This window comes from Streptomyces thermovulgaris, from assembly GCF_002155915.1.
GTDB lineage: Bacteria > Actinomycetota > Actinomycetes > Streptomycetales > Streptomycetaceae > Streptomyces > Streptomyces thermovulgaris.
In genome coordinates this window covers 397-22730 of sequence record NZ_MUME01000124.1, presented here as the reverse complement: position 1 = coordinate 22730, position 22334 = coordinate 397, and the positions used below count along the sequence as shown (strand labels likewise).

The following is a 22334-nucleotide window of genomic DNA, read 5'->3' as shown; positions in this document are numbered from 1 at the left end:
GAGGCCGGAGAGGCCGTCGTAATAGCCGGTACCGGGGATGTGGACGACCCAGCGGGCGGGGGCACGCTCCAGGAGGGTGCGGGTGGGCAGGGTAAGACGGGTGCCGGGCGGGGTGACCAGGTACAGGTGACGGCCGGTCCGTGCGGCGGTGCGCAGGAGCTCGGTCAGCCAGGTGGTGGCGGCGACGATCGGGTGGTCGTGCAGGACGACGATGGCTTGGTCAGTAAGAAGGTCGCTTTCGGTGAGTACGTCGCCAGTGACGTCTTCGGACGTCAGCGGGTCGGTGGTCGGGACGGTGACGACCTCAGTGTGGGCGACTTCTCTGGGCCAGGTCGTACCGTCGAGCAGGGTGGCCAGGCGCCCGGCCACGGAGCCGGCCAGCCGTGCCGCTTCCGGCACAGCCGTACTTGCCCGGATCTCGGTCCACCACACCGGTGCATCGATTTGTGCCTCGGACCCCAGCAGTCGCGTAGTCTCCCCCGGCACCTGGATGTAACGCGGAGCCTCGACCGAGACCACCTGGCGCCCATCCTCCGTGCACAACTGGACCACCGCGCCCTGGCCAGCCTGGTTGACCCGCAGGTCGGGGCCTCCGGCATAGAGAGCGGCCAGTAGGGTCCTGGTGTCCGGCATGGTCGGTGTCAGAGCAATGATTTCCTGGGCCATTAATGCCGCTCTCTGGTGGCGGGTATCTCGGGCGTGGCAGATCAGTACCGGCTCGCCATTTCTTGCAGGGCGTCCAAGGACAGGGCCTCCTGGGGTGTGTCCTCGGCAGCCTCCCCGATCTCCGGCTGTGGCGGTTGCCGGGTCACCCAGTCCAGTGCCGCCAGTGCGGTCAGTCCCTGTTCATGGGCCGCTCGCAGGCGCAACACCCATTGCGCCCCCACGTCGAAAGCGTCATCCCCCGCGGCAGTTCTGGGCTCATAGCCCGCCGCCTCGTCGCCGGTCGAGGCCCAGAGGTAACCAAGGGTCCGCCCCTCGCGCCGAATCGTGAAGTAACGCACCGGATGGTCGGTGACTACCTCGTACTCGTTCTCGGAGTCAGGAAGCCTCGAGTAAAGCAGTGACAACCGGGCGCGGGGTTCAAACGTTCCCCAGGAATCCTCGTAGGCCGACTCCTCGACCCGCGGGTCTTCGAACCCCGTCTCCGTCGAGGTCGCAAAGCGGTTCAGACCCCCAGGAGTCGGGGCACTGCCCATGAGGTCCGAGATCTCCCGCAAAGCAGCAGCCAGCCGAGGGGAGTTCGCCGCGTGGATCTCCAGCTGCTCCCGGTCGCGGGTGTCCATCGTCAGCCACGCATCGGAGTAGGTCTCCAGCAGCAGCGTGAGGAGGTCGCCTTCCCAGGATGTGATATGAATGGAAAAAAGTTTCTCCGCGCGGTGCTTGACTCCCGACTCCAGCCAGAGTCCAGGGCATTCAATCCGGAGCGTGAAGAGAAAGTCCCCCTCGAGTGTTTCCGCCTCGGCCACCACCCGGGACAGCTCAGTGTCCCTGGCCAGCGGTTCCGGCTCCAGACTCAGACGACTGACGTTGATGCGATAGTCTCTCTTTTCCCCAGCCGTCCGGGCAGAAACGCTGACCTTGCCCACAGGAACCGCAAGCTCATGCGCAGCGAGCACATTCCACACAGCAACAGCTGTTTCAGCTACCCGCGTGGGAGAAGCTTCCCCTGGTTCCGTCGCGACTTCCCAAAACCAGTCGCCGACAGAATTTACAGTGATCACAATATATCCTTGGGGTCGACCTTACTGCCAGGCGGCACTACAAGATTCCCGTCCGCAAGGCGTATAACAAACGTGATACCCTTCCCTTGTTTCCCACGGCTACCGTTGTGGACGTCCATAAGGACATCATAGGATCCATTGGCCATCCACTCCTTGCGGGTCCCTCTGGCGCCATCCACAAGCATAATGTAATACTTCGCGTCAGCCTCTTTCAACTGAGCCAAATACTTGCCTCTGGTGATTTCACTAATCGGATCCTTCGGATTGTTCAAGCGCTTCATTTGGTACGCATACACATCGCCTGATTCATCTTTGACCCGGACATCCACATCAGCACCAGCAGGTTTCTTGTACTCAAAATCAATGGCGTGCTCGGGAACACCGCCTCTGACGAGATCGTCCGCTAGGACCAGTTGGTCAGTTGCAGGCTGGAACATCTGCTCCCGCCTCGCTCCCATGGCAGAAATAACGTCCCCATAGTTGCCGCATTCGTTGAACTTTCCTGAAGCGATGATTTCAGCGATCTTCTGACCACCTGGTCTGGAAGCGAGTCGGTCGAGCGCTCTCTCGAGAGTGTCCGGCTTTGGCCGCTGTCTACCTGGGATGCCCTTGATTGCGTCCCGGACACGCTGCTCCGTCTCACCTCCCCGAACCATGGGCATGCCACTATCGCCAGACGAGGGGGCCTCCAGGGAAGCAAGGGGGCCACTGTCGGCTCCACCATTTCCTTCACCACGGCCGTGTGCTGCACTTCTACTCTGCGCTGCATCATGGTCAGCCCGACCGTCACCACTACTGTGTTCTACGCCGTGGTGAGCCGTCCCAGACTGGGGCTGCTCGTTACCGCTGGCGCGCTCGCCATGGGATCCAGTGGAAGCGTCATGGGCGCTCATTGCCGGCTCGGTGCCGTATGACGCGCCACCTTGCCCAGACTCCGGCGACAGACCGCCACCCACGCGGGCCGCTGCCTCACCTGTCCGGGCCCCGACCCCGACCGGCTCACGATCGCCGGGCAACGCACCGGTGAAACGTTCGGCCGCCGCCGGCTCCCGTACTGCTGGGGTCGGGTTCGGGGTGCCGTCCGGGTTGAGCGGGATGAGGTTGCCCTGCTTGTCGATGCGGTAGCGATCGCTGAGGTCGAGGGCGGTGTCCGGGAAGTGGGGCTTCGGGACCTTGAGGTGGGCGGTGGCGTTGGCGAGGACCTCGGAGACCTTCGGCAGGTTTGAGAGGCCTCTGGCCGCCATTGCGGTGCCGGATATCGGGTCGAGGGCGTCGCCGACCTTGGCCAGGGTGCCTGCCGCTTCGGCGACACGACCTGTCTTGCTCACCTTCGCGAGGCCCGCGGCGGGGCCGGCGAAGAGGGTGAGGAGATTGAAGGAGGTGACGGCGTGGGCGCGGGCCGGGTCGTCCTGCCACTGGTCGTAGGCGATGAGCCCCTTGCCGAACTCCTTGGTGTACGCCTTGCTGCCACGCTGCCAGTCCGAGAGGTGGTCACCCTGGCCGGCTGCTTCCATGCCGTAGGCGTAGACGCCGACGAGGGTGCGCCTCAGGGCGTCCCAGGTTTCCTGCTGGGCTTGGGATCCGTTGATGCCCGCGAGGTCGTCCACCAGGATTCCCAGGCCGACGAAACCGCCCCAGAGGCTGTCCTTGACGATGCCGTCCCACACCCAGCTCTTGATACCGTGCCCCCACCAGCCGAGGCTCCACCGTTCATGGGTGCGGCCCTCCGGACTGCCCCACGGAAGGTTGTCCATGGACTTCAGCGTGTCGGCGCTGACGGGCTTCGGGCCGGGTCGGCACAGCGCCGGGCTGATGGCACTGATCTTCCTGACGGCGTTGCTCTCGGCCTCCTGGAAACCCGCGACGGCCTCCGCCACACCGTCCATCAGGGCCTGGTGTTCGTCGACCTTCTTCTGGTCGTTCGTCCAGTCGTCGTCGCCCTCGACGCTGTCGACGAAGGCGATGGCCTCTTCCTTCAGTCGTTTCAGTCGCTCCGCGTGGGGCTTCGCCTCGGCGGCGAAGGTGTCCAGGGCGTCGGCGAGAGACTCGATGTGACCGGCGAACGTGTCCGCCGTGTCCATCACCGGCCTGGTGGAGGAGAACAGTTGGTCGGCCTCGGGCGCCTTGTAGTAGGCGGCCGTCGCCTGGAAGCGGGAGTGGACGTCCTGGCCGTTGCGGCGGATGCTGATCGCGCGTTTACGGAGTTCGGTGACGGCCTTGGACAGCTTGTCGAAGTCACCGGTGTACTGCGGTATTCCCCCCGGGTTTATCACGCCGACTACTCCCCGCCCCTCCGGCCGGGCCGTCCGGCCACAGCGCGTAGTTCGGCCGGGGTGGGCACCTTGGCCGCCTCGCGCTGGGTCTGTGCGGCCATGGTCAGATCGCCGTCGATGTACGCGTTGGTGGCCTCCACCGTTCCTTTCATCGTCTTCTTGATGCGGGCCGCCATGAACGTGATCTGCCCTCGAGTGTCGGAGGCGAAGTTCGCCACAGCGGTGCCGACCGGGCCGACAGGAGGACCGCTGCCGCAGTACGGACCGCTGATCGTGCCCGCATACCGGGCTGCTTCCTCGACGCTCTTGCCGTACGCCTTGAGGTCCTTGCTCAGGTCGTCGGCCGCCAGGCCGACCAGTGACAGGATCGACTCCACCCCACTGGGCGTGATGTCCCACCCCGACACGCCAACCCCCCTGCGTCTTCGTGGCGTTGCCTGTACCGTGCTGCGCTCAGCATCGCGTCAGGCACTGACATTCGAATTCCTCATCCGTATCAGGCCGGTGATCGCGGGAGCAACGCGCTCAGCGGTGGAGGGTGGAGATCCAGCCGGGTGATGCGTGCGGGATCCGGGGCGGGAGGCTCCCGCGAGCGCAGCATGAGCAGAGGATGAGCGCGCGGTGGTGCGAGATCTCTGCAACGTCCGGTTGATGCCCGCGGAGGGCCGGTTTCCCGGCGTGCACGCCGGAGGACCGCCGGCGGCTGGTCGGTGTGGCGGACCGGCTCACCGTCCCTGGGGGCGGCAGGTGTTCGTCGAGGTCCAGGGCCAGTGCCGGCTCAGGCTCTGTCTCGCCGGGTACCGGATGCGGCCTGAGGCGCTGCCCTCGGGCCGCGTCTGCGCCGGCCGGCTCGTCCTGGCTCCCGTATGCCGACGCGCGGCGGCCGCCGCAGGCGGGCAAGTTCCTGCGGCGGCCGCCGTGCGCAGGGCGTCCGTGTGGGTCACCGTGCCGGTGTCAGCTCCGCTCGGCCGAACAGCAGGGCGTAGCCCGAGGGGAGTTGGTTCAGGATGCGGGTCAGCAGCTCCTCGTCCAGCAGGTCGGCCAGGACGCTGAGGACCGAGCTGACGTCCCAGCGGGCCGTGGCCGGGGTGGAACCGTCGATGCGGGCCGCCGCCGCGTCGACGAACTCCGCGGCCGTCAGGGGACGGGTGACCGGAATCTGGGAGGCGATCACCCTGGCCGCCTCCTCGGGCAGGGCCTGGGCCAGCTCCACGCGTTCGTCGCCGGTGACGTGACCGCCGAGGACGGACAGGACGATGCGGGTGACGCGCTCCGCCTCCGCCCTCGTCGTGTACTGGCCGGCCTCCTGCACCCGCTCCGTCAGTTCCCTCCACTTCCGCTGGTCAACCGCTTCGTCACGGGCATGCGTGCCTCGCGTCGTGCTCTCTCCCCGTACCGTGGGCGCGATCATCCTGCGGTCCTCCTCCGCGTGGGTCGTAGATCCGTCCGGACACGTCGTTGCGTCCCGTGGGCGGGTACGGGACCCACGGGACGCGTGCGGCACGCCGCGTCAGCCGCCGAGCTGCTTGCGGTCGCTGCCGCCGGTGATCTGGATCTTGCGTGGCTTGGCCTGCTCGGCGACGGGGATGCGCAAGGTGAGGACGCCTGCCTCGTAGGAGGCGTCGATGCGATCCGTGTCGAGGGTCTCGCCGAGGAAGAGCTGGCGGGAGAAGCTGCCCATGGACCGTTCGGCGACGATCATCTCGGCGCCCTCGGGGGCCGGGGGCCTGCGCTCGGCGTGAATGTTGAGGACGTTGCGTTCGACGTCGATGTCGATGCTCTCCGGGTCGACCCCCGGGAGATCGAACTGAACGATGAGGTCGTCCCCCGAGCGGTAGGCATCCATCACCATCGCACCCGGGCGGGTGGCGCCGAGGAACTGCTGTGCCAGGCGATCGAGTTCGCGGAACGGATCGGAGCGCATGAGCATTACAAGTCACTCCCTCCCGATGGCACTGTTGTGCGGTGCCCCACCACCTCTTATATAAGCTAAGGAATGAAAATTGACAAGCATGGACTCAGGTTCGGGCATCCGCCCCAGCTCCTGGGGCATGCATCTGCGGCGGCCCGGTCCTTTCCCGGACCGGGCCGCCGCAGGTGCGGTCCGGGCCGAGGGCGTCAGCCGAACATGCCCGGTTCGTAGTGGCCCGCCGGCTGCCGGGTGATGACGTTCAGGCGGTTGAAGGCGTTGATCAGGGCGATGAGGGAGACCAGGGCCGCCAGCTGGTCCTCGTCGTAGTGCTTGGCGGCGTTGGCCCAGACCTCGTCCGTCACGCCGCCGGCGGCGTCGGCGAGACGGGTGCCCTGCTCGGTCAGTTCCAGGGCGGCGCGCTCGGCCTCGGTGAAGACCGTGGCCTCGCGCCAGGCCGCGACCAGGTTGAGGCGGACGGCCGTCTCCCCGGCGTGGGCGGCGTCCTTGGTGTGCATGTCGACGCAGAAACCGCAGCCGTTGATCTGACTGGCGCGGATCTTCACCAGCTCCTGCGTCGCCATCGGGAGTCCCGACTCCGCGAGGGCCTTGTTCGCGGAGACGAGCCGGCGGACGAATGCGGCCGCGACGGGGTTGTCCTGCAGGGGCAGACGGGCTTCCAGGGCTTCCATTCCGGGCTCCTCGAGAGGGTTTTCGCTGCTTGTGTCCGTGCGTGCACCGGTACGACGGAGCCGGGCCCGCGGATGTGACAACCCCACACGCCCCACGGGTGTGACCTGCACCTCATTGTCGCGGCTGCCGGCCGATACGGCCTCTTGGGAGACGTCGTCCACGGCGCTCCAGGGGGCGTCGCCCCTCCCCCGTCCCTCCTGCCCCGGGCGGGCGCGGGTGAGCGCGTGGCCGCGTGCGGAAGCGGCGGCCGCACGGCGGTGCACGAGGGCTGCGCGGCCCGCGTCGGCGTCCCCCGGACGTGGCATCCCGCCGGCGCGGCGGCCCGTGCTGCCGCGCCGGCGGGCACGGACCGTGCCGTGCCGGTCGGCACGGGCCTGTGTGCCGAACCGCCCCGTGGAGAGGTCCCTTGGACCCATGGCGGCACGGCACCGCCTGGGAGAGGCTGGGCAGAAGAGGAAGTCTCGGACGAAGGAGTTCCGGTGCCCGGTCTGGTGGTCGTAGGTGTGGACGGGTCGGAGTCGAGCCTTGCCGCGGTGGAGGTGGCGGCTCGGGAGGCACGGCTGCGCGGAGCACGGCTGCGGGTGGTGCACGCGTTCATCTGGCCGGTGATGCCTGTGCCCCTGGGGCCGTCACCACTGGGCCCGCCGGACGGCGGACTTCAGAACATGGCCGACCGCCTGGTGGCGGATGCGGTGGAACGGGCGCGGTCGGTGGAGCCGGAGGTGGAGGTCTCCTCCGAGGTGGTGACGGGTGAGCCGCTGACCGTGCTGGAGGCGGAGTCGCGCGCCGCGGAGCTGGTGGTGGTCGGCTCCCGGGGCATGGGCGTGTTCGTCGGTCTGCTGGTGGGGTCGACGGCGGTTCACCTGGCGGCGCACGGCCGGTGTCCGGTGCTGGTGGTGCGCGGGAAGCCGGAGCCCGAGGGTCCGATCGTGCTGGGCGTGGACGGCTCGGCCGCGGGCGAGAAGGCGGTGGACTTCGCCTTCGCCGAGGCCGAGCTGCGCAAGGCGCCGCTGGTGGCGCTGCACGCCTGGACGACGTGGAACGCGCCCCTGCCCGAGCCCCAGGACGCCGCGGCGCCGTATGCGAACCCGCCCGGCACGCTCGCCCAGACGGAGGAGCGTCTGCTGGCCGAGGCGATCGCCGGTCACAAGGAGCGGCATCCGGACGTGGTGGTGGAGCACAGGGTGGTGCACGGCGGAGCCCGGGAGGCCCTGATCGAGGCGAGCCGGTCCGCCCAGCTGCTGGTGGTCGGCGCCCGGGGCCGCGGCGGTTTCACCGGGCTGCTGCTGGGGTCGGTCAGCCAGGCCCTGCTGCACCACTCCCACTGCCCCATCGCCGTGGTCCGCGGCAAGAAGTGACCGGCCCCTGCCGGCTGGTCCGGCCCCTGCCGGCTGGTCCGGCCCCTGCCGGCTGGTCCGGCCCCTGCCGGCTGGTCCCCGTCGGTTCAGTCCCGCGCCGCCTGGAACGCCTTCCGGTACGCCCTCGGGCTCGTCCCCACCACCCTGCGGAAGCGTTCCCGGAACGCCGTCGGGGAGCCGAAGCCGGCCTTGAGGGCGATGCGCTCCACCGGGTACGGCGTCGTCTCCAGCAGGTACTGGGCGCGCCGCACCCTCGTCCGGTGCAGCCACCGCATCGGCGTCGTACCGGTCTGTTCGCGGAAGCGTCGGTTGAGGGTGCGGGTGCTCATGCCGGCGCGGGACGCGATCTCCTCCAGGGTGAGGTCGCGGTCGCAGTTCTCCTCCAGCCACCGCAGGAGCGGCTCGAGCGTGGTGCCGGCCGGGGCCGGGGGCAGCTCGTGGACGATGAACTGGGCCTGGCCGCCCTCCCGTTCCAGCGGCATCACCGACAGGCGGGCCGTGTGGGCCGCGACCGCCGAGCCGTGGTCCTTGCGGACCATGTGCAGGCACATGTCCAGCGCCGCGGCGGCGCCCGCCGAGGTCAGGAACTGGCCGTTGTCGACGTACAGCACCTTCGGGTCGACCGTGACCCTCGGATGGCGCTCGGCCAGCTGCCGTGCCGCGGCCCAGTGCGTCGTGGCACGCCGTCCGTCCAGCAGGCCCGTGGCGGCGAGGGTGAAGGCGCCCACGCAGATCGAGGCGATGCGCGTGCCGTTCGCCGCCGCCGTGCGCAGCGCGTCGGCGACGCCCGGCGGGAGCGGCCCGGTCGGGTCGGCCTGTCCGGGCAGGACGATCGTGTCGGCCTCCGCCAGCGTCTCCAGGCCGTGGGGCGCCCGCACGGTGAACACACCGCCCGCCGCCCTCACCTCCGGTGCCACCGAGCACACCCGGACCTCGTAGGGCTCCTCGCCGTCGGGCAGCCGTACCCGGCCGAAGGTGTCGACGGGGACGGAGAGGTCGAACGGGATCACCTGGTCCAGCGCCAGGACGGCCACGAGGTGCATGGCGCGAGCCTAGGCGGGGCCGTCCGCCACCCGCACGGCAGGTGGCGAGAATCCGTCGACAGCTGTCACTCCTGCCACTTCTTCATGATCGGCCTCACCTTTAGCGTCGGGGCGTGACCGCGTTCCTCCTCTCCGTGCATGTTCTGGCCGCGATCGTCGCGATCGGGCCCGTCTCCGTCGCCGCCAGCATGTTTCCGCCCGCCGCGCGCAGGGCGCTGGCCGCACCCGACGACCCCCGGGCCGTGGGGACCGTACGGCTCCTGCTGCGGATCTGCCGGGTGTACGCCGTCGTCGGGGTCGTCGTCCCCGTGTTCGGGCTGGCCACGGCCAAGAACATGGGCGTGCTCGGCGACACGTGGCTGATCGTGTCGATGGCGCTGACCGCGCTCGCCGCCCTGCTGCTCGTCGCATTCGTCCTGCCCCGGCAGACCGCGATCGCCGAGAGCCTCGAGCAGCGGTCCACGGAGGACGGCGGCGGTGGCCCGGGTGACGTCGCCGTCGCCGCCGCTCCCGCCGTCACCCGGGAGGCCACCGTCCGGCTCGCGATGCTCACCGGTGTGTTCAATCTGCTCTGGGCCGTGGTGACCGTGCTGATGATCGTCAGGCCGGGCTCGACGACGGGGGTGTGAGGCCACCGCGGCCCTGGGTGTCCCGGGGCCGCGCCCTGGGTGCCCCGGGGCCGTCTACGCCCCCAGCGCCCGTGACACCGTGTGGATCGCCAGGCCCGCCAGCGCGCCCACCACCGTGCCGTTGATCCGGATGAACTGCAGGTCGCGGCCGATGTGGGCCTCGATCTTGCGGGTGGTGTGCTGGGCGTCCCAGCCGGCGACCGTGTCGGTGATCAGGGAGGTGATCTCCTTGCGGTACGTCGTCACCACGTACACCGCCGCGTCCTCGAGCCAGCCGTCGATCTTGCCCTGGACCTTGGGGTCCCCGGCCATCCGGGCCCCCAGGGACAGCAGCGAGGCGCGGACGCGCAGCCGCAGCTCGCTGCGCTCGTCCTCCGCCGCCGAGACGATCATGGCGCGCAGGGCGCTCCAGGCGGAGGCGATCAGGTCCTGCACCTCGCCGCGGCCCAGCACCTCGCTCTTGAGCCGTTCGACCCGCGCGCGGGTGTCGGTGTCGGACTGCAGGTCGGAGGCGAAGTCGGCGAGGAAGCGGTCCAGGGCTCCGCGTGCGGGGTGGCCGGGCATGTCCCGCATCTCGGTGACGAAGCGCAGCAGCTCCTTGTAGACCCGCTCACCGACCTTCCGGTCGACGAACCTCGGGGTCCAGCCGGGCGCGCCGCCCTGGACGGCCTCCCTGACGAAGTCGCTGTGCAGCACCAGCCAGTCGTGGGCGCGGGAGACGATCAGGTCGACGGCCCGTTTGTGGCCGCCGTCGGCGACGATCCTCTCCAGCAGCTTGCCGAGGCCGGGCGCGATCTCCTGCGCCTCGGCCCTGCGGTTGATCGCCTCGCCGATCACGGCCTGCACATCGGAGTCGCGCAGAACGGTCAGGGCGCCGCGCAGCGCGGTGGCCAGTTCCGCCGTCACCCGGTCGGCGTGTTCCGGCCGGGCGAGCCAGGCGCCCAGTCTGCTGCTGATGCCGACGGCGCGCAGCCTCCGGCGCACCACTTCCTGGGAGAGGAAGTTCTCGCCGACGAACTCGCCCAGTGAGACGCCGAGCTGGTCCTTCTTGTTCGGGATGATCGCGGTGTGCGGGATGGGCAGGCCGAGCGGGTGGCGGAAGAGGGCGGTGACCGCGAACCAGTCGGCGAGCGCGCCGACCATGCCGGCCTCGGCGGCAGCCGCGACATAGGCCGTCCAGGCGCCGGCGCCCGCGTGCCCGGCCCAGGTGGAAAGGGCGTACACCACGGCCACGAGCAGCAAAAGCCCGGTGGCGGTCAGTTTCATCCGGCGCACCCCGCGGGCCCGCTCCTCGTCGGCGGGACTGAACACGGTCATCGTGCGGTGGGAGGCGGCCTCCGTCGCGTCCGGACCGCCCTGTGTCGTCTGTTCCATCCGCTCCACCCGTTCGGTGATCCCGCACACAATTGTCCCTTCCTGACCGACTCCCGGAACGGAGCGAGAGTTCCCGGCGTCTGTCGGGAAGGGGTCGCCGGCAGGGTCCTGGCACCGCTCCCGCACCCATGAAAGATCATGTGCCCGTCGGACTGGGAGCTCCGGGCTTCCGCCGTCCGAGGCCCTCGAGGAGAACCGAGGGGGCCGAGGAGAACCGAGGGGGCCGAGGAGAACCGAGGGGGAACCGAGGAGAGCAACGCCCGCATGACCAGGCGTCACGGTTGTGCCCTGCTGACCGCGGTCCTCGCGCTGATCGTCGTCGTGTCCGCCGTCCTCCACGCCGGGACCGCCTCCGACACCCGCCGCCGGCCCGCCGGCCCGTTCGCCGGGGGGCGCACCCCCACAAGCTCCGCCGCCCCCGTCTCCACCGGCACCTGGGTCGGTGCCTGGGCCGCTGCCCCGGCCGCCGCGGAACCCGGCACGGAGCTCCACGGCATGGCGGGCCGCTCGGTGCGCAACGTCGTGCACGCGAGCGTCGCGGGGACGAGCGCCCGGATCACCCTGTCCAACCTCTACGGCCGGTCGCCGCTGCACATCACCCACGCCTCGATCGCGATCGCCGCCCGTGAGGGCAGCGCGGCCGCCGCGGCGGGCACCATGCGGCGGCTCACCTTCTCCGGCGCCGCCTCGGTCAGGGTGCCGCCCGGCGGGCAGGTGACGAGCGACGCGGTGCGGATCGCCGTGCCGCGGGGAGCCGACGTGCTGGTGACCACCTACTCCCCCGCCTCCTCGGGGCCGGTCACCCACCACCCGCGCGCCCGGCAGATCTCCTACGTCGCCGCCGGGGACCGCACCGAGGACACGACCGGGGCGCCGTACACCGAGCGGACGACGGTCTGGCGCCATCTGACCGCGCTGGACGTGCTGAGCACCGAGGCCGAGGGGACGGTCGTCGTCCTCGGGGACTCGCTCACCGACGGCATCACCTCGACCGTCAACGCCAACCGGCGCTGGACCGACGTCCTGGCCCGGCGGATCCGGGCCGCGGTCGAGCGGGGCCGGGACGACGTGCCGCGCTACAGCGTCGTCAACGAGGGGATCAGCGGGAACCGGGTGCTCACGAGCGGACTGGGGCGGCCCGCGGACAACCCCAGCGGAATGGTCCGCTTCGAGCGGGACGTGCTGGAGCGGACCGGGGTCGAGGTCGTGGTGATCGCCCTCGGGATCAACGACATCCTGCGTTCCCCGCGGCCCGCCGGCCCGGACGAGATCACCGCCGGGCTGCGGGCACTGGTGGAGCGGGCCCACGCCCGGGGGCTGAAGGTCGTGGGGGCGACCCTGATGCCGTTCGAGGGGCACCGGCGGTACACGCCCGAGCGGGAGGCCGTGCGGCAGCAGGTCAATGCCGAGATCCGCAGCGGGCGGGTGTTCGACGCGGTCGTCGACTTCGACCGGGCGCTGCGGGACCCGTACGCTCCGCGGCGGCTGCGGCCCGTCTACGACTCCGGTGACCATCTGCACCCGAGCGACCAGGGGTACCGGAGGATGGCGGAGGTGTTCGACCTCCGGGAGCTGAAGGGCGCGGTGCCGGCAACGCTGTAGGCGCACCGGCGTGGAGCGGGTGTGCGTGCCCACCCCCGGGAAGTGCCCCGGGCGCCCGGCCCGCCCGCGCCCGTCACGGCCGCGCGGCCGCCCGCGGGGCGAATGGCCGCGCCCCCTGGGACGGGAAGCGTCACGACAGCGCTCGTGCCGGCCCCGCGGCGGCTCTCAGGACAGTTCCCGGCGGTTCTCCTTGCGGGCCAGCTTCTCCCTGCGGCGCTCCTCCTTCAGCTGGCGGCGCTGCGCCGCCGTGAGCTTGCGCCGGACGCTCACACCACCCCAGAAGGCCACACCGGTCACGATCACCCGCGGGGCGCCCGGCTCGGCCGGAACGCCGTTCTCCCGGTGGTCGAAGCCGCCCATGATGCCGACGCCGCGGACCACGACCTCCACACCGGGCGGCACGATCACGTCCACACCGCCCATGATCGCCACACAGTTGATCTCGACCTCGCGGTCGGCGAAGCTGGCCTCGCGCAGATCGACGGTGCCGCCGCCCCAGAAGGCGACGCAGTTGAACCGCTTGGGCACGACCCAGCCGCCCTTGCGTTCGAAGCCGCCCATGACGGCGACGGCCCAGGACGAGGTTCCCTCGCCGCCGACCACCCGGCCGGACCAATCGCCGTCCGGTTCCTGCCGCTTGGTCATGTCGACGGTCGGAGCACTCACCCCGGGCACGGGCAAGTCCCGGGTGAGCGGCGCGAGTTCGCCGTAGGTCCGCGCCTTGTACGCCGCTTCCAGCCGCTCCTCGAACTCCGTCATGTCGAGACGGCCCTCCGCGAGGGCGTCCCGCAGTTGTTCGGCGACTCTTTCACGATCGGCGTCGGAAGCGCGAAGCTCCGGGAGGTCTTCCGTCATGGCAGCAGCCTACGAGACCGCTTTCCCGGCGTACATCCTCCCGATGACCGCCTCGATGTCCGGTTCCCGCACCGACAGGCCGGCCAACGGGTACGCGGCCGCGATCCGGGCGACCAGCCCGGCCGCCGACCCGTCTCCGCCGGGAACGCCTGCCCGGCCACACGTACGTCACCGCCTGCGCCGGGTCGTAGCCGCCCGGATGCGGCCGGGCGTCCCGCAACGCCGGATGCGTGTGCACGAGGATCACGCCGAACACGGTGTTCGTGAACACCCCGGCCACCGTCGCCGTCCGGTACGTCGCGTACCGGCGGAATCCCCCCGCCACGACGGCCGCGCACAACCGACCGGCACCCACGCCCGCCGCCTCCCCCGCACCCGCGCCGGCGAAGCACGTCAGCCCATTGCACCCAGGACGTGACTTTCCGCGCATTTTCCGGCTCGACAGGTGTGCGCGAGCGGGAACGGAACGTCCGATGCGAGAGTCTTCATCCAGGGACGCAGAAGGCGCACGAGGACGTACGGGAACGTACGACGCGAAAACAGGAGTCCGTGCACACGATGAGCGACGAGCCGAAGCCGCAGCCGCCGCACCGGGACGAGGCCGCGCCGCAGCCGGCGGCGCACGCGGACGCCGGTGCGGACGACCGGCCCCGCCGCACCGGATGGCGCCGGGCCGTCCCGACCTGGCGCATGATGCTCGGCGGTTTCATCGTCGTCACCCTGCTGGGCATCGGCGCGTTCTTCCTCGGCTACTCGCTGGTGAGAATCCCGCCCGCCAACGCCCTGGCCGTCAAACAGGCCAACGTCTACCTGTACGCCGACGGCACCGAGATCGCCCGCGACGGCGAGGTCAACCGCGAGAACGTCGGCCTCGACCAGATCTCCAAGGCCGCCCAGCACGCCATACTCGCCGCCGAGGACCGCGACTTCTACACCGAGTCCGCCGTCGACCCCAAGGCCATGCTGCGCGCCGCCTGGAACACCGCCACCGGCAAGGGCCGGCAGTCCGGCTCCACGATCACCCAGCAGTACGTGAAGAACTACTACCTGGGCCAGGAACAGACCCTCACCCGCAAGGTGAAGGAGTTCTTCATCGCGATCAAGCTGGACCGCAACCAGTCCAAGGACAAGATCCTCGAGGGCTACCTCAACACCAGCTACTTCGGCCGCAACGCCTACGGCATCCAGGCCGCCGCCCAGGCGTACTACGGCATCAAGGCCAAGGATCTCGACCCGGCCCGCGCCGCCTACCTGGCCGCGCTGGTCAACGCCCCCAGCCGGTACGACGTCGTCGCCCACCCCGAGAACAAGCCCGCCGCCCTGGCCCGCTGGAACTACGTCCTGGACGGCATGGTCTCCGAGGGCTGGCTGAGCCCCGCCGAGCGGGCGAGGACGACCTTCCCCATGCCGAAGGAGGCCACCGCCCCCGTCGGCATGGCCGGACAGCGCGGCTACATCGTCCGCGCCGTCAAGGACTACCTGGCCAAGAACGGCATCCTCGACGAGGAACAGCTCGACGCGGGCGGCCACCGCATCACCACGACCCTGCGCAAGCACCAGCAGGACGCCTTCGTCGAGGCCGTCGACGACCAGCTGATGAGCAAGCTCGACAAGAAGAACCGCAAGGTCGACACCTACGTCCGGGCCGGCGGCGCCGCCATCGACCCGAGGACCGGCGAACTCGTGGCCCTCTACGGCGGCATCGACTACGTCAAGCAGTACACCAACAACGCCACCCGCCGGGACTTCCAGGTCGGCTCCACCTTCAAGCCGTTCGTGTTCACCGCCGCCGTCGAGCACTCCTCCCAGACCCGCGACGGCCGCCTGATCACCCCGAACACCTACTACGACGGCACCAACAAGCGCCCCGTCGAGGGCTGGAGCGGCTTCTACGCCCCCGAGAACGAGGACCAGCGCTCCTACGGCACCATCACCGTCCGCGAGGCCACCGACAAGTCGGTCAACGCGGTGTACGCCCAGATGGCCGTGGACGTCGGCTGCGAGAAGGTCAAGGACACCGCTCTCGCCCTCGGCCTGCCGGCCGACACCCCCTCCCTGACCGCCACCCCGTCCATCGCGCTCGGAGTGGCCAACGCCAGCGTCGTGGACATGGCCCAGGCCTACGCCACGCTCGCCAACCACGGCAAGCACATCCCGTACACGATGATCAAGAAGATCACCAGGAACGGGAACGAGATCATCGACCTGCCCGAGCGCGACGAGTCCCAGAAGATCAGCCGCCAGGCCGCCGACACCACCACCGCGGTCCTGCGCAGCGTCGTCCAGAACGGCACCGCCACCGCCGCCCAGGCCGCCGGACGCCCGGCCGCCGGCAAGACCGGCACCGCCGAGGAGGACAAGGCGGCCTGGTTCGCCGGCTACACCCCCGACCTGGCCACCGTCGTGTCCGTCATGGGCCAGGACCCGGTCACCGCCCACCACAAGCCGCTCTACGGCGCCCTGGGCCTGGACCGCGTCAACGGCGGCGGACCGCCGGCACAGATCTGGGCCCAGTTCACCCGCGACGCCCTGAGGGGCAGGCCGGTCACCGACTTCGACCTCCAGCTCCAGCCGGGCGCCGACCAGCCCGCGGCCCCGCCCACCGCCCCCGCCGAGACGCCGGACGCCGACGGCGAGGACGAGCACGACGACACGGACACCGGCGACCAGGACTCCCAGGACCAGGACACCGAGGGCCGGGAGCAGGACACCGAGGGCCGCGGCACGGAGGGCACCACCGGGACCACCACGGAGGGCACCACCGGTGACACCGGCGGCCTGCCGCCGACCGGCGGCACCGGCGCGGACACCGGAGGCACCCCGCCCGGCGACACCGCGGGCACCCCCGGCGGATCCGGTGGGCCCGGCGATCCCGGCGGACCCGGCGGCCACGACGGCGGCTGGGGCTCACCGGGCGGCACCACCGGCGACGGCACCACGACGACCGGCGTGTTCGGCGGCCGAAGGCCGTCCTGAACACCAGCAGGGGCCGGTGACGGACGTCACCGGCCCCGCGTCGAAGGGCTCTCGCCCCACGCACCGCCTCCGGGCACGGCTACAGGTACAGGCCGGTGGAGTCCTCCGAGCCCTCGAAGCGGTCCGCGGCCACCGCGTGCAGATCACGCTCGCGCATGAGCACGTACCCGACCCCGCGCACCTCGACCTCGGCACGGTCCTCCGGGTCGAACAACACGCGGTCACCCGGTTCCACGGTCCGCACGTTCTGTCCGACCGCCACGACCTCCGCCCAGGCCAGCCGGCGTCCCACCGCCGCCGTCGCGGGAATCAGGATGCCGCCGCCCGAACGCCGCTCGCCCTCGTTGTTCTCCTGCCGGACGAGCACCCGGTCGTGCAGCATCCGGATGGGCAGCTTGTCGTGGTGGCTGCTCTGCTCATTACTCTTGGCGCTCACGCCTGAAAACCTACCTGCTCCCGGCGCGTCCGCACGCGGTGGGGGCCGAGCGGCTCAGCCCCGGCGCCTGCGGGAACCGAGCGCCAGCAGACCGACCAGTCCGACGGCGACGAGCGCGACCGGGACGACCCGCTCGAGACGGGGAGCGCCCTGTTCGTCCACGAACTGCGCCCGCACCTCGCTCACGACCCGGTTGACCTGCACATAGGCCCGTCCGAGCGTGTGGTCGACCTGGGAGACCACCTTGGCCTTGGCGTCCCCGACGATGGTCCTCGGGTGCACCCTCATCCCGATTTCGTCGAGCATCTCGGCCAGCACCTCACGGCGGCGTCTGATGTCCGCCTCGATCTCAGCCGGGGTTCTGGTGTCCGCCACCGCAACGCCTCCGAAGTCGACTGCTTCCTGACTGCTTCCTGTTCGACACAGTCTGTCAGTTCTAGCTCCGGCCGTGCCGCCGGTACCCCCGGTTACCCTCGGAGCGACACGGTATCGGCACCCACGAGGAGACGACCTTCGATGACCGAGCGGCTCCAGCCCGGGGACGCAGCCCCCGCCTTCACCCTGCCCGACGCCGACGGCAAGGAGGTGTCGCTGTCCGACTACGCGGGCCGCAAGGTCATCGTCTACTTCTACCCGGCTGCCCTCACCCCCGGCTGCACCAAACAGGCCTGCGACTTCACCGACAACCTCGACCTGCTGGCCGGCGCCGGCTACGACGTGGTCGGCATCTCCCCCGACAAGCCGGAGAAGCTGGCGAAGTTCCGTGAGAAGGAGTCCTTGAGGGTCACCCTTCTCTCCGACCCCGACAAGAAGGTCCTGGAGGCCTACGGCGCCTACGGCGAGAAGAAGCTCTACGGCAAGACGGTCGTCGGCGTCATCCGCTCCACGGTGATCGTCGACGAGGAGGGCAGGGTGGAGCGCGCCCTGTACAACGTCAGGGCCACCGGCCACGTGGCCAAGATCATCAAGGATCTCGGCATCTGAGGCTGCCGCCCGACCAGTAGCATGGCCGGGCAGCACCGGGCGGCCGTGGTGGAATTGGCAGTCACGCTGGGTTTAGGTCCCAGTGGGGTAACTCCCGTGAGGGTTCGAGTCCCTCCGGCCGCACCAGCTTCCCTTCCGGCCTATCCGAGCAGTTCCCGCACCACCGGTACCAGGGCCCTGAACGCCTTGCCGCGGTGGCTGATGGCGTTCTTCTCCTCCGGGGACAGTTCGGCGCAGGTGCGGGTCTCGCCCTCCGGCTGGAGGATCGGGTCGTAGCCGAAGCCGTTCGTGCCCGCGGGCTTGTGGCGCAGGGTGCCGCGGAGCCGGCCCTCGACCACCCTTTCCGTGCCGTCCGGCAGGGCGAGGGCCGCCGCGCAGGCGAAGTGGGCGGTCCGGTGTTCGTCGGGGACGTCCGCCAGCTGGGCCAGGAGCAGGTTCAGGTTGGCCTGGTCGTCGCCGTGGCGGCCGGCCCAGCGGGCGGAGAAGATGCCGGGGGCGCCGCCGAGGACGTCGACGCAGAGGCCGGAGTCGTCGGCGATCGCGGGAAGGCCGGTCGCCCGGGCGAGGGCGTGGGCTTTCAGCAGGGCGTTCTCCGCGAAGGTGACGCCGGTCTCCTTGACGTCGGGGATCTCCGGGTACGCGTCCGTGCCGACCAGTTCGTGGGGCAGGCCGGCGTCGCCGAGGATCGCCCGCAGTTCGGCGATCTTCCCGGTGTTGCGGGTGGCGAGGATCAGTCGGGTCATGCTGGGCTGCTCCCCTTACTGGTTCAGGGACTGGTTCAGGGCGGTCTGCTGGAGGGCCGCGAGGTCCCTGCAGCCGGCGGCGGCGAGGTCGAGCAGGGTGTTCAGTTCGTCGCGGGCGAAGGGTTCGGCCTCGGCGGTGCCCTGGACCTCGACGAAGCGGCCGTCGCCGGTGCAGACGACGTTCATGTCGGTGTCGGCGCGGACGTCCTCCTCGTAGCAGAGGTCCAGCAGGGGGACTCCGTCGACGATGCCCACCGAGACCGCGCTGACCGTGCCCGTGAGCGGCTGGAGGCCGGGTTTGATCAGTTTCTTGGACTGGGCCCAGGCCACGGCGTCGGCCAGGGCGACGTACGCGCCGGTGATGGCCGCGGTGCGGGTGCCGCCGTCGGCCTGGAGGACGTCGCAGTCCAGCACGACGGTGTTCTCGCCGAGGGCCTTGTAGTCGACGACCGAGCGCAGGGAGCGGCCGATGAGGCGGGAGATCTCGTGGGTGCGGCCGCCGATCCTGCCCTTGACGGACTCGCGGTCGCCCCGGGTGTTGGTGGCGCGGGGGAGCATGGCGTACTCGGCGGTGACCCAGCCTTCGCCGCTGCCCTTGCGCCAGCGCGGGACGCCCTCGGTGACGGAGGCGGTGCACAGGACCTTGGTGTCGCCGAAGGAGACGAGGACGGAGCCCTCGGCGTGCTTGCTCCAGCCGCGTTCGATGGTGACCGGGCGGAGTTGTTCGGGGGTGCGGCCGTCGATTCGAGACATGGCCTCGAGCCTAGTCCTCCACGAGGAAGGGGCTCCTCCGCAGGGAGCCCCTTCCCGGTGCGGCGCGGTGGGCCGCGGCGCTACATCATGTCCTCGATCTCCGCGGCGATGGGGTCCGCGTCGGTGCCGATGACGACCTGGACGGCGGTGCCCATCCTGACGACGCCGTGGGCACCGGCGGCCTTGAGGGCGGCTTCGTCGACCAGCGAGGGGTCCTTGACCTCGGTGCGGAGGCGGGTGATGCAGCCTTCGACCTCTTCGATGTTGTCGAGGCCGCCGAGCCCGGCGACGATCTTCTCAGCCTTGCTGGCCATGTTCCTTCTCCCTGGTCGTAGCCAACCGTCTGCGGACTGGTCTACACCACTTTGGGGCCAGTGGCCAACCATGGGAAGGAAGTGCTTCGCCGGACGGGCGTGAGCGATGGGCGAAGCGGGACCCCCGGTGGGTTCCTTGTGCCACTTCGTCGTGCTACAACAGGTCTACACCACTGCGTGGTGTAGACCACCACCGATGGAGGATGTATGAGCACCGCCACGTCGACGGCGGCTCCCGCGAAGAAGCGGGGATCCGGCCTGTTCCAGGGCTTGCAGAAGGTGGGCCGCAGCCTGCAGCTTCCGATCGCCGTTCTGCCCGCGGCCGGCATTCTGCTGCGGCTGGGCCAGGACGACATCCAGGCCAAGCTGCATCTGCCCGACAAGGTCACGGCGGTGTTCGCCACGGCCGGTGGCGCCCTCTTCGACAATCTGCCGATGCTGTTCTGCATCGGTGTCGCGATCGGCTTCGCGAAGAAGGCGGACGGCTCCACCGCACTGGCCGCCCTGGTCGGCTTCCTGGTCTACAGCAATGTGCTGAAGGCCTTCCCGCTCACCGAGCAGCGCATCGAGGACGGGAAGATAATCGAGGCCACCTACAACAACCCCGGGGTGCTCGGCGGCATCCTGATGGGGCTGCTGTCGGCGGTGCTGTGGCAGCGCTACCACCGCAAGAAGCTCGTGGACTGGCTCGGCTTCTTCAACGGCCGGCGCCTGGTGCCGATCATCATGGCCTTCGTCGGCACCCTGGTGGGCGTCTTCTTCGGCCTGGTCTGGGAGCCGATCGGTGACGGCATCTCCGCTCTCGGCGAGTGGATCACCGGCCTGGGTGCCCTCGGCGCGGGTCTGTTCGGCCTGGTCAACCGCGCGCTGATCCCGGTCGGCATGCACCAGTTCGTCAACACCGTCTCCTGGTTCCAGATCGGCGACTTCACCAATGCGGCCGGCGAGGTCGTCCACGGAGACCTGCACCGCTTCTTCGCCGGTGACCCGAGTGCCGGCCAGTTCATGTCCGGCTTCTTCCCGATCATGATGTTCGGTCTGCCGGCCGCCGCCCTCGCGATCGCGCACTCCGCCCGCCCCGAGCGCCGCAAGGCCGTGATGGGCATGATGATCTCGCTGGCGCTGACGTCCTTCGTGACCGGTGTGACCGAGCCGATCGAGTTCGCGTTCGTGTTCATCGCCCCGGCGCTGTACGCGATCCACGCGGTGCTGACCGCCCTGTCCATGGCCATCACCTGGGCGCTCGGTGTGCACGCCGGCTTCACCTTCTCCGCGGGCTTCATCGACTACGTCCTCAACTGGAACCTGGCGACCAAGCCATGGCTGATCGTCCCGATCGGCCTGGTGTTCGCGGTGATCTACTACGTGGTCTTCCGCTTCGCCATCACCAGGTTCGATCTGCCCACCCCGGGCCGTGAGCCCGAGGAGCAGGCCGAGGACCTCACCAAGGCATAGGCCCTCGCGGGGCACGGGCCCGGCCCCCACGCACAGGCCCCCGGTTCCGGACCGCCGTCCGGGACCGGGGGCCTTCTCCCGTCCTGGGGCTCAGATCTCGTACGTCGCGCCCGGAGCCGCCAGTTCCACCGGGCCGGCGTAGGCCGCACGGGCGTCGGCCAGGTTGACCTGGGGGTCGGTCCACGGAGGAATGTGGGTGAGGACCAGCCGGCGGGCGCGGGCACGGGCGGCGGTCTCGCCCGCCTCACGGCCGTTGAGGTGCAGGTCGGGGATGTCCTCCTTGCCGTCCGTGAAGGCGGCCTCGCACAGGAACAGGTCGGCGTCGCGGGCGAGTCCGTCCAGCGCCTCGCACACCCCGGTGTCCCCGGAGTACGTCAGCACCTTGCCGCCGTGCTCGACACGGATGCCGTACGCCTCCACGGGGTGCGCCACCAGGTCGGTGTGCACGGTGAAGGGGCCGATCTCGAAGGTGCCGGGCTTCACCGTGTGGAAGTCGAACACCTCGCTCATGGAGGAGGCGGTGGGGGTGTCGGCGTAAGCCGTGGTGAGCCGGTGCTCGGTGCCCTCGGGGCCGTAGACCGGGATGGGGTCGCAGCGACCACCCTCGTACCGGTAGTAGCGCGCGACGAAGTAGCCGAGCATGTCGATGCAGTGGTCGGCATGCAGATGGCTCAGGAAGACGGCGTCGAGGTCGTAGAGACCGCAGTGGCGCTGCAGCGCGCCCAGGGCGCCGTTGCCCAGGTCGAGAAGCAGCCGGAAGCCGTCGGCCTCGACCAGGTAGCTCGAGCAGGCCGATTCCGCGGACGGGAACGACCCCGAGCAGCCGACGACGGTGAGCTTCATAAAGCAGGAACCTCCGCTGGCGGGAACAGCGAACAGAAGGTGACGGGGGCCGTGCGGTCCGTCGAGCGTAAGGCGCGAAAGGTCCGATCGCTCCTTCGGCAACGGCTGTTGTGGGCGAACTCACCTGCGGTGTCACCGGTTCGGCTGGATGTGGGGCGCCCAAGAGCCGGAAGAGGGCGCGCACGGAGCGTCGTGCGCCGGTACCGTCGTCCCCATGGACACGTCCTGGTGGCCGGCGCTCGCAGCGGTGGTGCTGCTCGCGCTCGTCGCCGCGCTCGTCGACGGCTGGGGGCGGGCCCCCAGGCCGGGAAACCGCCGGACGCGTCCGCCCGGACGTCCGGGCGACCGGTCCGGCCGGTCCGGCCGCTTC

The 22334-nt window shown here is 70.2% G+C and carries 22 protein-coding genes, 1 tRNA gene and 3 pseudogenes; 8 read left to right on the top strand and 18 right to left on the bottom strand.

Features of this window, described 5'->3' with window-relative positions:
• The 7 genes from CCN35_RS12575 to CCN35_RS12545 all read right to left on the bottom strand — a co-directional run.
• The coding region (locus CCN35_RS12575) for a DUF6177 family protein (protein WP_245863135.1) at window positions 1-633 on the bottom strand (633 nt) is incomplete at its 3' end.
• A gap of 74 nt (window positions 634-707) precedes the next feature.
• Window positions 708-1724 (bottom strand): hypothetical protein, encoded by a 1017-nt coding sequence (locus tag CCN35_RS12570; protein WP_067388176.1) that lies wholly within the window; start codon window positions 1722-1724, stop codon window positions 708-710.
• Window positions 1721-3997, bottom strand: a complete 2277-nt coding sequence (locus CCN35_RS12565; RefSeq protein ID WP_067388174.1) for a hypothetical protein — start codon at window positions 3995-3997, stop codon at window positions 1721-1723. The genes CCN35_RS12570 and CCN35_RS12565 overlap by 4 nt, the downstream gene beginning before the upstream one ends.
• A gap of 5 nt (window positions 3998-4002) precedes the next feature.
• Window positions 4003-4404: a DUF6507 family protein gene (locus CCN35_RS12560; RefSeq protein WP_143631520.1), complete on the bottom strand. Its 402-nt coding sequence runs from the start codon at window positions 4402-4404 to the stop codon at window positions 4003-4005.
• A gap of 533 nt (window positions 4405-4937) precedes the next feature.
• Window positions 4938-5408: a DUF2267 domain-containing protein gene (locus CCN35_RS12555; protein WP_067388172.1), complete on the bottom strand. Its 471-nt coding sequence runs from the start codon at window positions 5406-5408 to the stop codon at window positions 4938-4940.
• 99 nt (window positions 5409-5507) lie between these two features.
• A complete protein-coding gene (locus tag CCN35_RS12550) occupies window positions 5508-5927 on the bottom strand; it encodes an Hsp20/alpha crystallin family protein (RefSeq protein ID WP_086792630.1) in 420 nt (139 codons plus the stop codon).
• Between the two features lie 188 nt (window positions 5928-6115).
• Entirely contained in the window at window positions 6116-6589 is a 474-nt protein-coding gene (locus tag CCN35_RS12545) for a carboxymuconolactone decarboxylase family protein (protein WP_067388433.1), read from the bottom strand.
• 489 nt (window positions 6590-7078) lie between these two features.
• Between CCN35_RS12545 and CCN35_RS12540 the strand changes: the two genes are divergently transcribed.
• Window positions 7079-7957: a universal stress protein gene (locus CCN35_RS12540; protein WP_086792628.1), complete on the top strand. Its 879-nt coding sequence runs from the start codon at window positions 7079-7081 to the stop codon at window positions 7955-7957.
• Window positions 7958-8043: 86 nt separating this feature from the next.
• Here CCN35_RS12540 and CCN35_RS12535 read toward each other — a convergent pair whose 3' ends face one another.
• The gene (locus tag CCN35_RS12535; RefSeq protein WP_086792626.1) at window positions 8044-9000 is read right to left on the bottom strand and encodes a GlxA family transcriptional regulator; all 957 of its coding nucleotides are present in this window, start codon (window positions 8998-9000) and stop codon (window positions 8044-8046) included.
• A 113-nt stretch (window positions 9001-9113) separates the two neighbouring features.
• Here CCN35_RS12535 and CCN35_RS12530 point away from each other — a divergent pair, with 113 nt between their 5' ends.
• The gene (locus CCN35_RS12530) at window positions 9114-9629 is read left to right on the top strand and encodes a hypothetical protein (RefSeq protein ID WP_067388164.1); all 516 of its coding nucleotides are present in this window, start codon (window positions 9114-9116) and stop codon (window positions 9627-9629) included.
• Window positions 9630-9683: 54 nt separating this feature from the next.
• Here the strand turns inward: CCN35_RS12530 and CCN35_RS12525 are convergent, their stop codons facing one another.
• On the bottom strand, window positions 9684-11003 hold the full coding sequence (locus CCN35_RS12525; RefSeq protein WP_086792634.1) for a DUF445 domain-containing protein: 1320 nt from the start codon (window positions 11001-11003) through the stop codon (window positions 9684-9686).
• Between the two features lie 264 nt (window positions 11004-11267).
• On the opposite strand from CCN35_RS12525, the gene CCN35_RS12520 reads away from it, so the two are divergent.
• Window positions 11268-12605 (top strand): SGNH/GDSL hydrolase family protein, encoded by a 1338-nt coding sequence (locus tag CCN35_RS12520; RefSeq protein ID WP_086792624.1) that lies wholly within the window; start codon window positions 11268-11270, stop codon window positions 12603-12605.
• 165 nt (window positions 12606-12770) lie between these two features.
• Here CCN35_RS12520 and CCN35_RS12515 read toward each other — a convergent pair whose 3' ends face one another.
• From CCN35_RS12515 to CCN35_RS29385, 3 genes and pseudogenes are all read right to left on the bottom strand, one after another.
• Window positions 12771-13460: a DUF1707 SHOCT-like domain-containing protein gene (locus tag CCN35_RS12515; protein ID WP_067388158.1), complete on the bottom strand. Its 690-nt coding sequence runs from the start codon at window positions 13458-13460 to the stop codon at window positions 12771-12773.
• 9 nt (window positions 13461-13469) lie between these two features.
• Window positions 13470-13589: pseudogene (locus CCN35_RS29390) on the bottom strand (methionine ABC transporter ATP-binding protein); the annotation flags it as partial.
• A gap of 19 nt (window positions 13590-13608) precedes the next feature.
• Window positions 13609-13815: pseudogene (locus tag CCN35_RS29385) on the bottom strand (ABC transporter permease); the annotation flags it as partial.
• Window positions 13816-14018: 203 nt separating this feature from the next.
• On the opposite strand from CCN35_RS29385, the gene CCN35_RS12505 reads away from it, so the two are divergent.
• Window positions 14019-16436, top strand: a complete 2418-nt coding sequence (locus tag CCN35_RS12505) for a transglycosylase domain-containing protein (RefSeq protein ID WP_107501047.1) — start codon at window positions 14019-14021, stop codon at window positions 16434-16436.
• Between the two features lie 79 nt (window positions 16437-16515).
• Here the strand turns inward: CCN35_RS12505 and CCN35_RS12500 are convergent, their stop codons facing one another.
• Both CCN35_RS12500 and CCN35_RS12495 read right to left on the bottom strand, forming a co-directional pair.
• Window positions 16516-16872: a GroES family chaperonin gene (locus CCN35_RS12500; protein ID WP_067388156.1), complete on the bottom strand. Its 357-nt coding sequence runs from the start codon at window positions 16870-16872 to the stop codon at window positions 16516-16518.
• Between the two features lie 54 nt (window positions 16873-16926).
• Window positions 16927-17247, bottom strand: a complete 321-nt coding sequence (locus CCN35_RS12495; protein ID WP_067388154.1) for a DUF3618 domain-containing protein — start codon at window positions 17245-17247, stop codon at window positions 16927-16929.
• A 141-nt stretch (window positions 17248-17388) separates the two neighbouring features.
• Here CCN35_RS12495 and bcp point away from each other — a divergent pair, with 141 nt between their 5' ends.
• The gene (gene bcp / locus CCN35_RS12490; protein ID WP_067388152.1) at window positions 17389-17856 is read left to right on the top strand and encodes a thioredoxin-dependent thiol peroxidase; all 468 of its coding nucleotides are present in this window, start codon (window positions 17389-17391) and stop codon (window positions 17854-17856) included.
• Window positions 17857-17895: 39 nt separating this feature from the next.
• Window positions 17896-17982, top strand: a tRNA-Leu gene (locus CCN35_RS12485).
• 14 nt (window positions 17983-17996) lie between these two features.
• On the opposite strand, the gene CCN35_RS12480 is transcribed toward CCN35_RS12485, so the two are convergent.
• The 3 genes from CCN35_RS12480 to CCN35_RS12470 all read right to left on the bottom strand — a co-directional run bounded on the left by CCN35_RS12480 (window position 17997) and on the right by CCN35_RS12470 (window position 19666).
• Entirely contained in the window at window positions 17997-18599 is a 603-nt protein-coding gene (locus CCN35_RS12480; RefSeq protein WP_086792622.1) for an XTP/dITP diphosphatase, read from the bottom strand.
• 15 nt (window positions 18600-18614) lie between these two features.
• On the bottom strand, window positions 18615-19352 hold the full coding sequence (gene rph / locus CCN35_RS12475) for a ribonuclease PH (protein ID WP_086792620.1): 738 nt from the start codon (window positions 19350-19352) through the stop codon (window positions 18615-18617).
• A gap of 80 nt (window positions 19353-19432) precedes the next feature.
• Window positions 19433-19666: a PTS sugar transporter subunit IIB gene (locus CCN35_RS12470; protein ID WP_067388146.1), complete on the bottom strand. Its 234-nt coding sequence runs from the start codon at window positions 19664-19666 to the stop codon at window positions 19433-19435.
• A gap of 207 nt (window positions 19667-19873) precedes the next feature.
• Here CCN35_RS12470 and CCN35_RS12465 point away from each other — a divergent pair, with 207 nt between their 5' ends.
• Window positions 19874-21121: a PTS transporter subunit EIIC gene (locus tag CCN35_RS12465; protein ID WP_067388144.1), complete on the top strand. Its 1248-nt coding sequence runs from the start codon at window positions 19874-19876 to the stop codon at window positions 21119-21121.
• A 90-nt stretch (window positions 21122-21211) separates the two neighbouring features.
• On the opposite strand, the gene CCN35_RS12460 is transcribed toward CCN35_RS12465, so the two are convergent.
• A complete protein-coding gene (locus tag CCN35_RS12460; RefSeq protein WP_067388142.1) occupies window positions 21212-21964 on the bottom strand; it encodes an MBL fold metallo-hydrolase in 753 nt (250 codons plus the stop codon).
• Between the two features lie 214 nt (window positions 21965-22178).
• Between CCN35_RS12460 and CCN35_RS29380 the strand changes: the two are divergent.
• Window positions 22179-22334 (top strand): annotated as a pseudogene (locus tag CCN35_RS29380) (type II toxin-antitoxin system PemK/MazF family toxin); the annotation flags it as partial.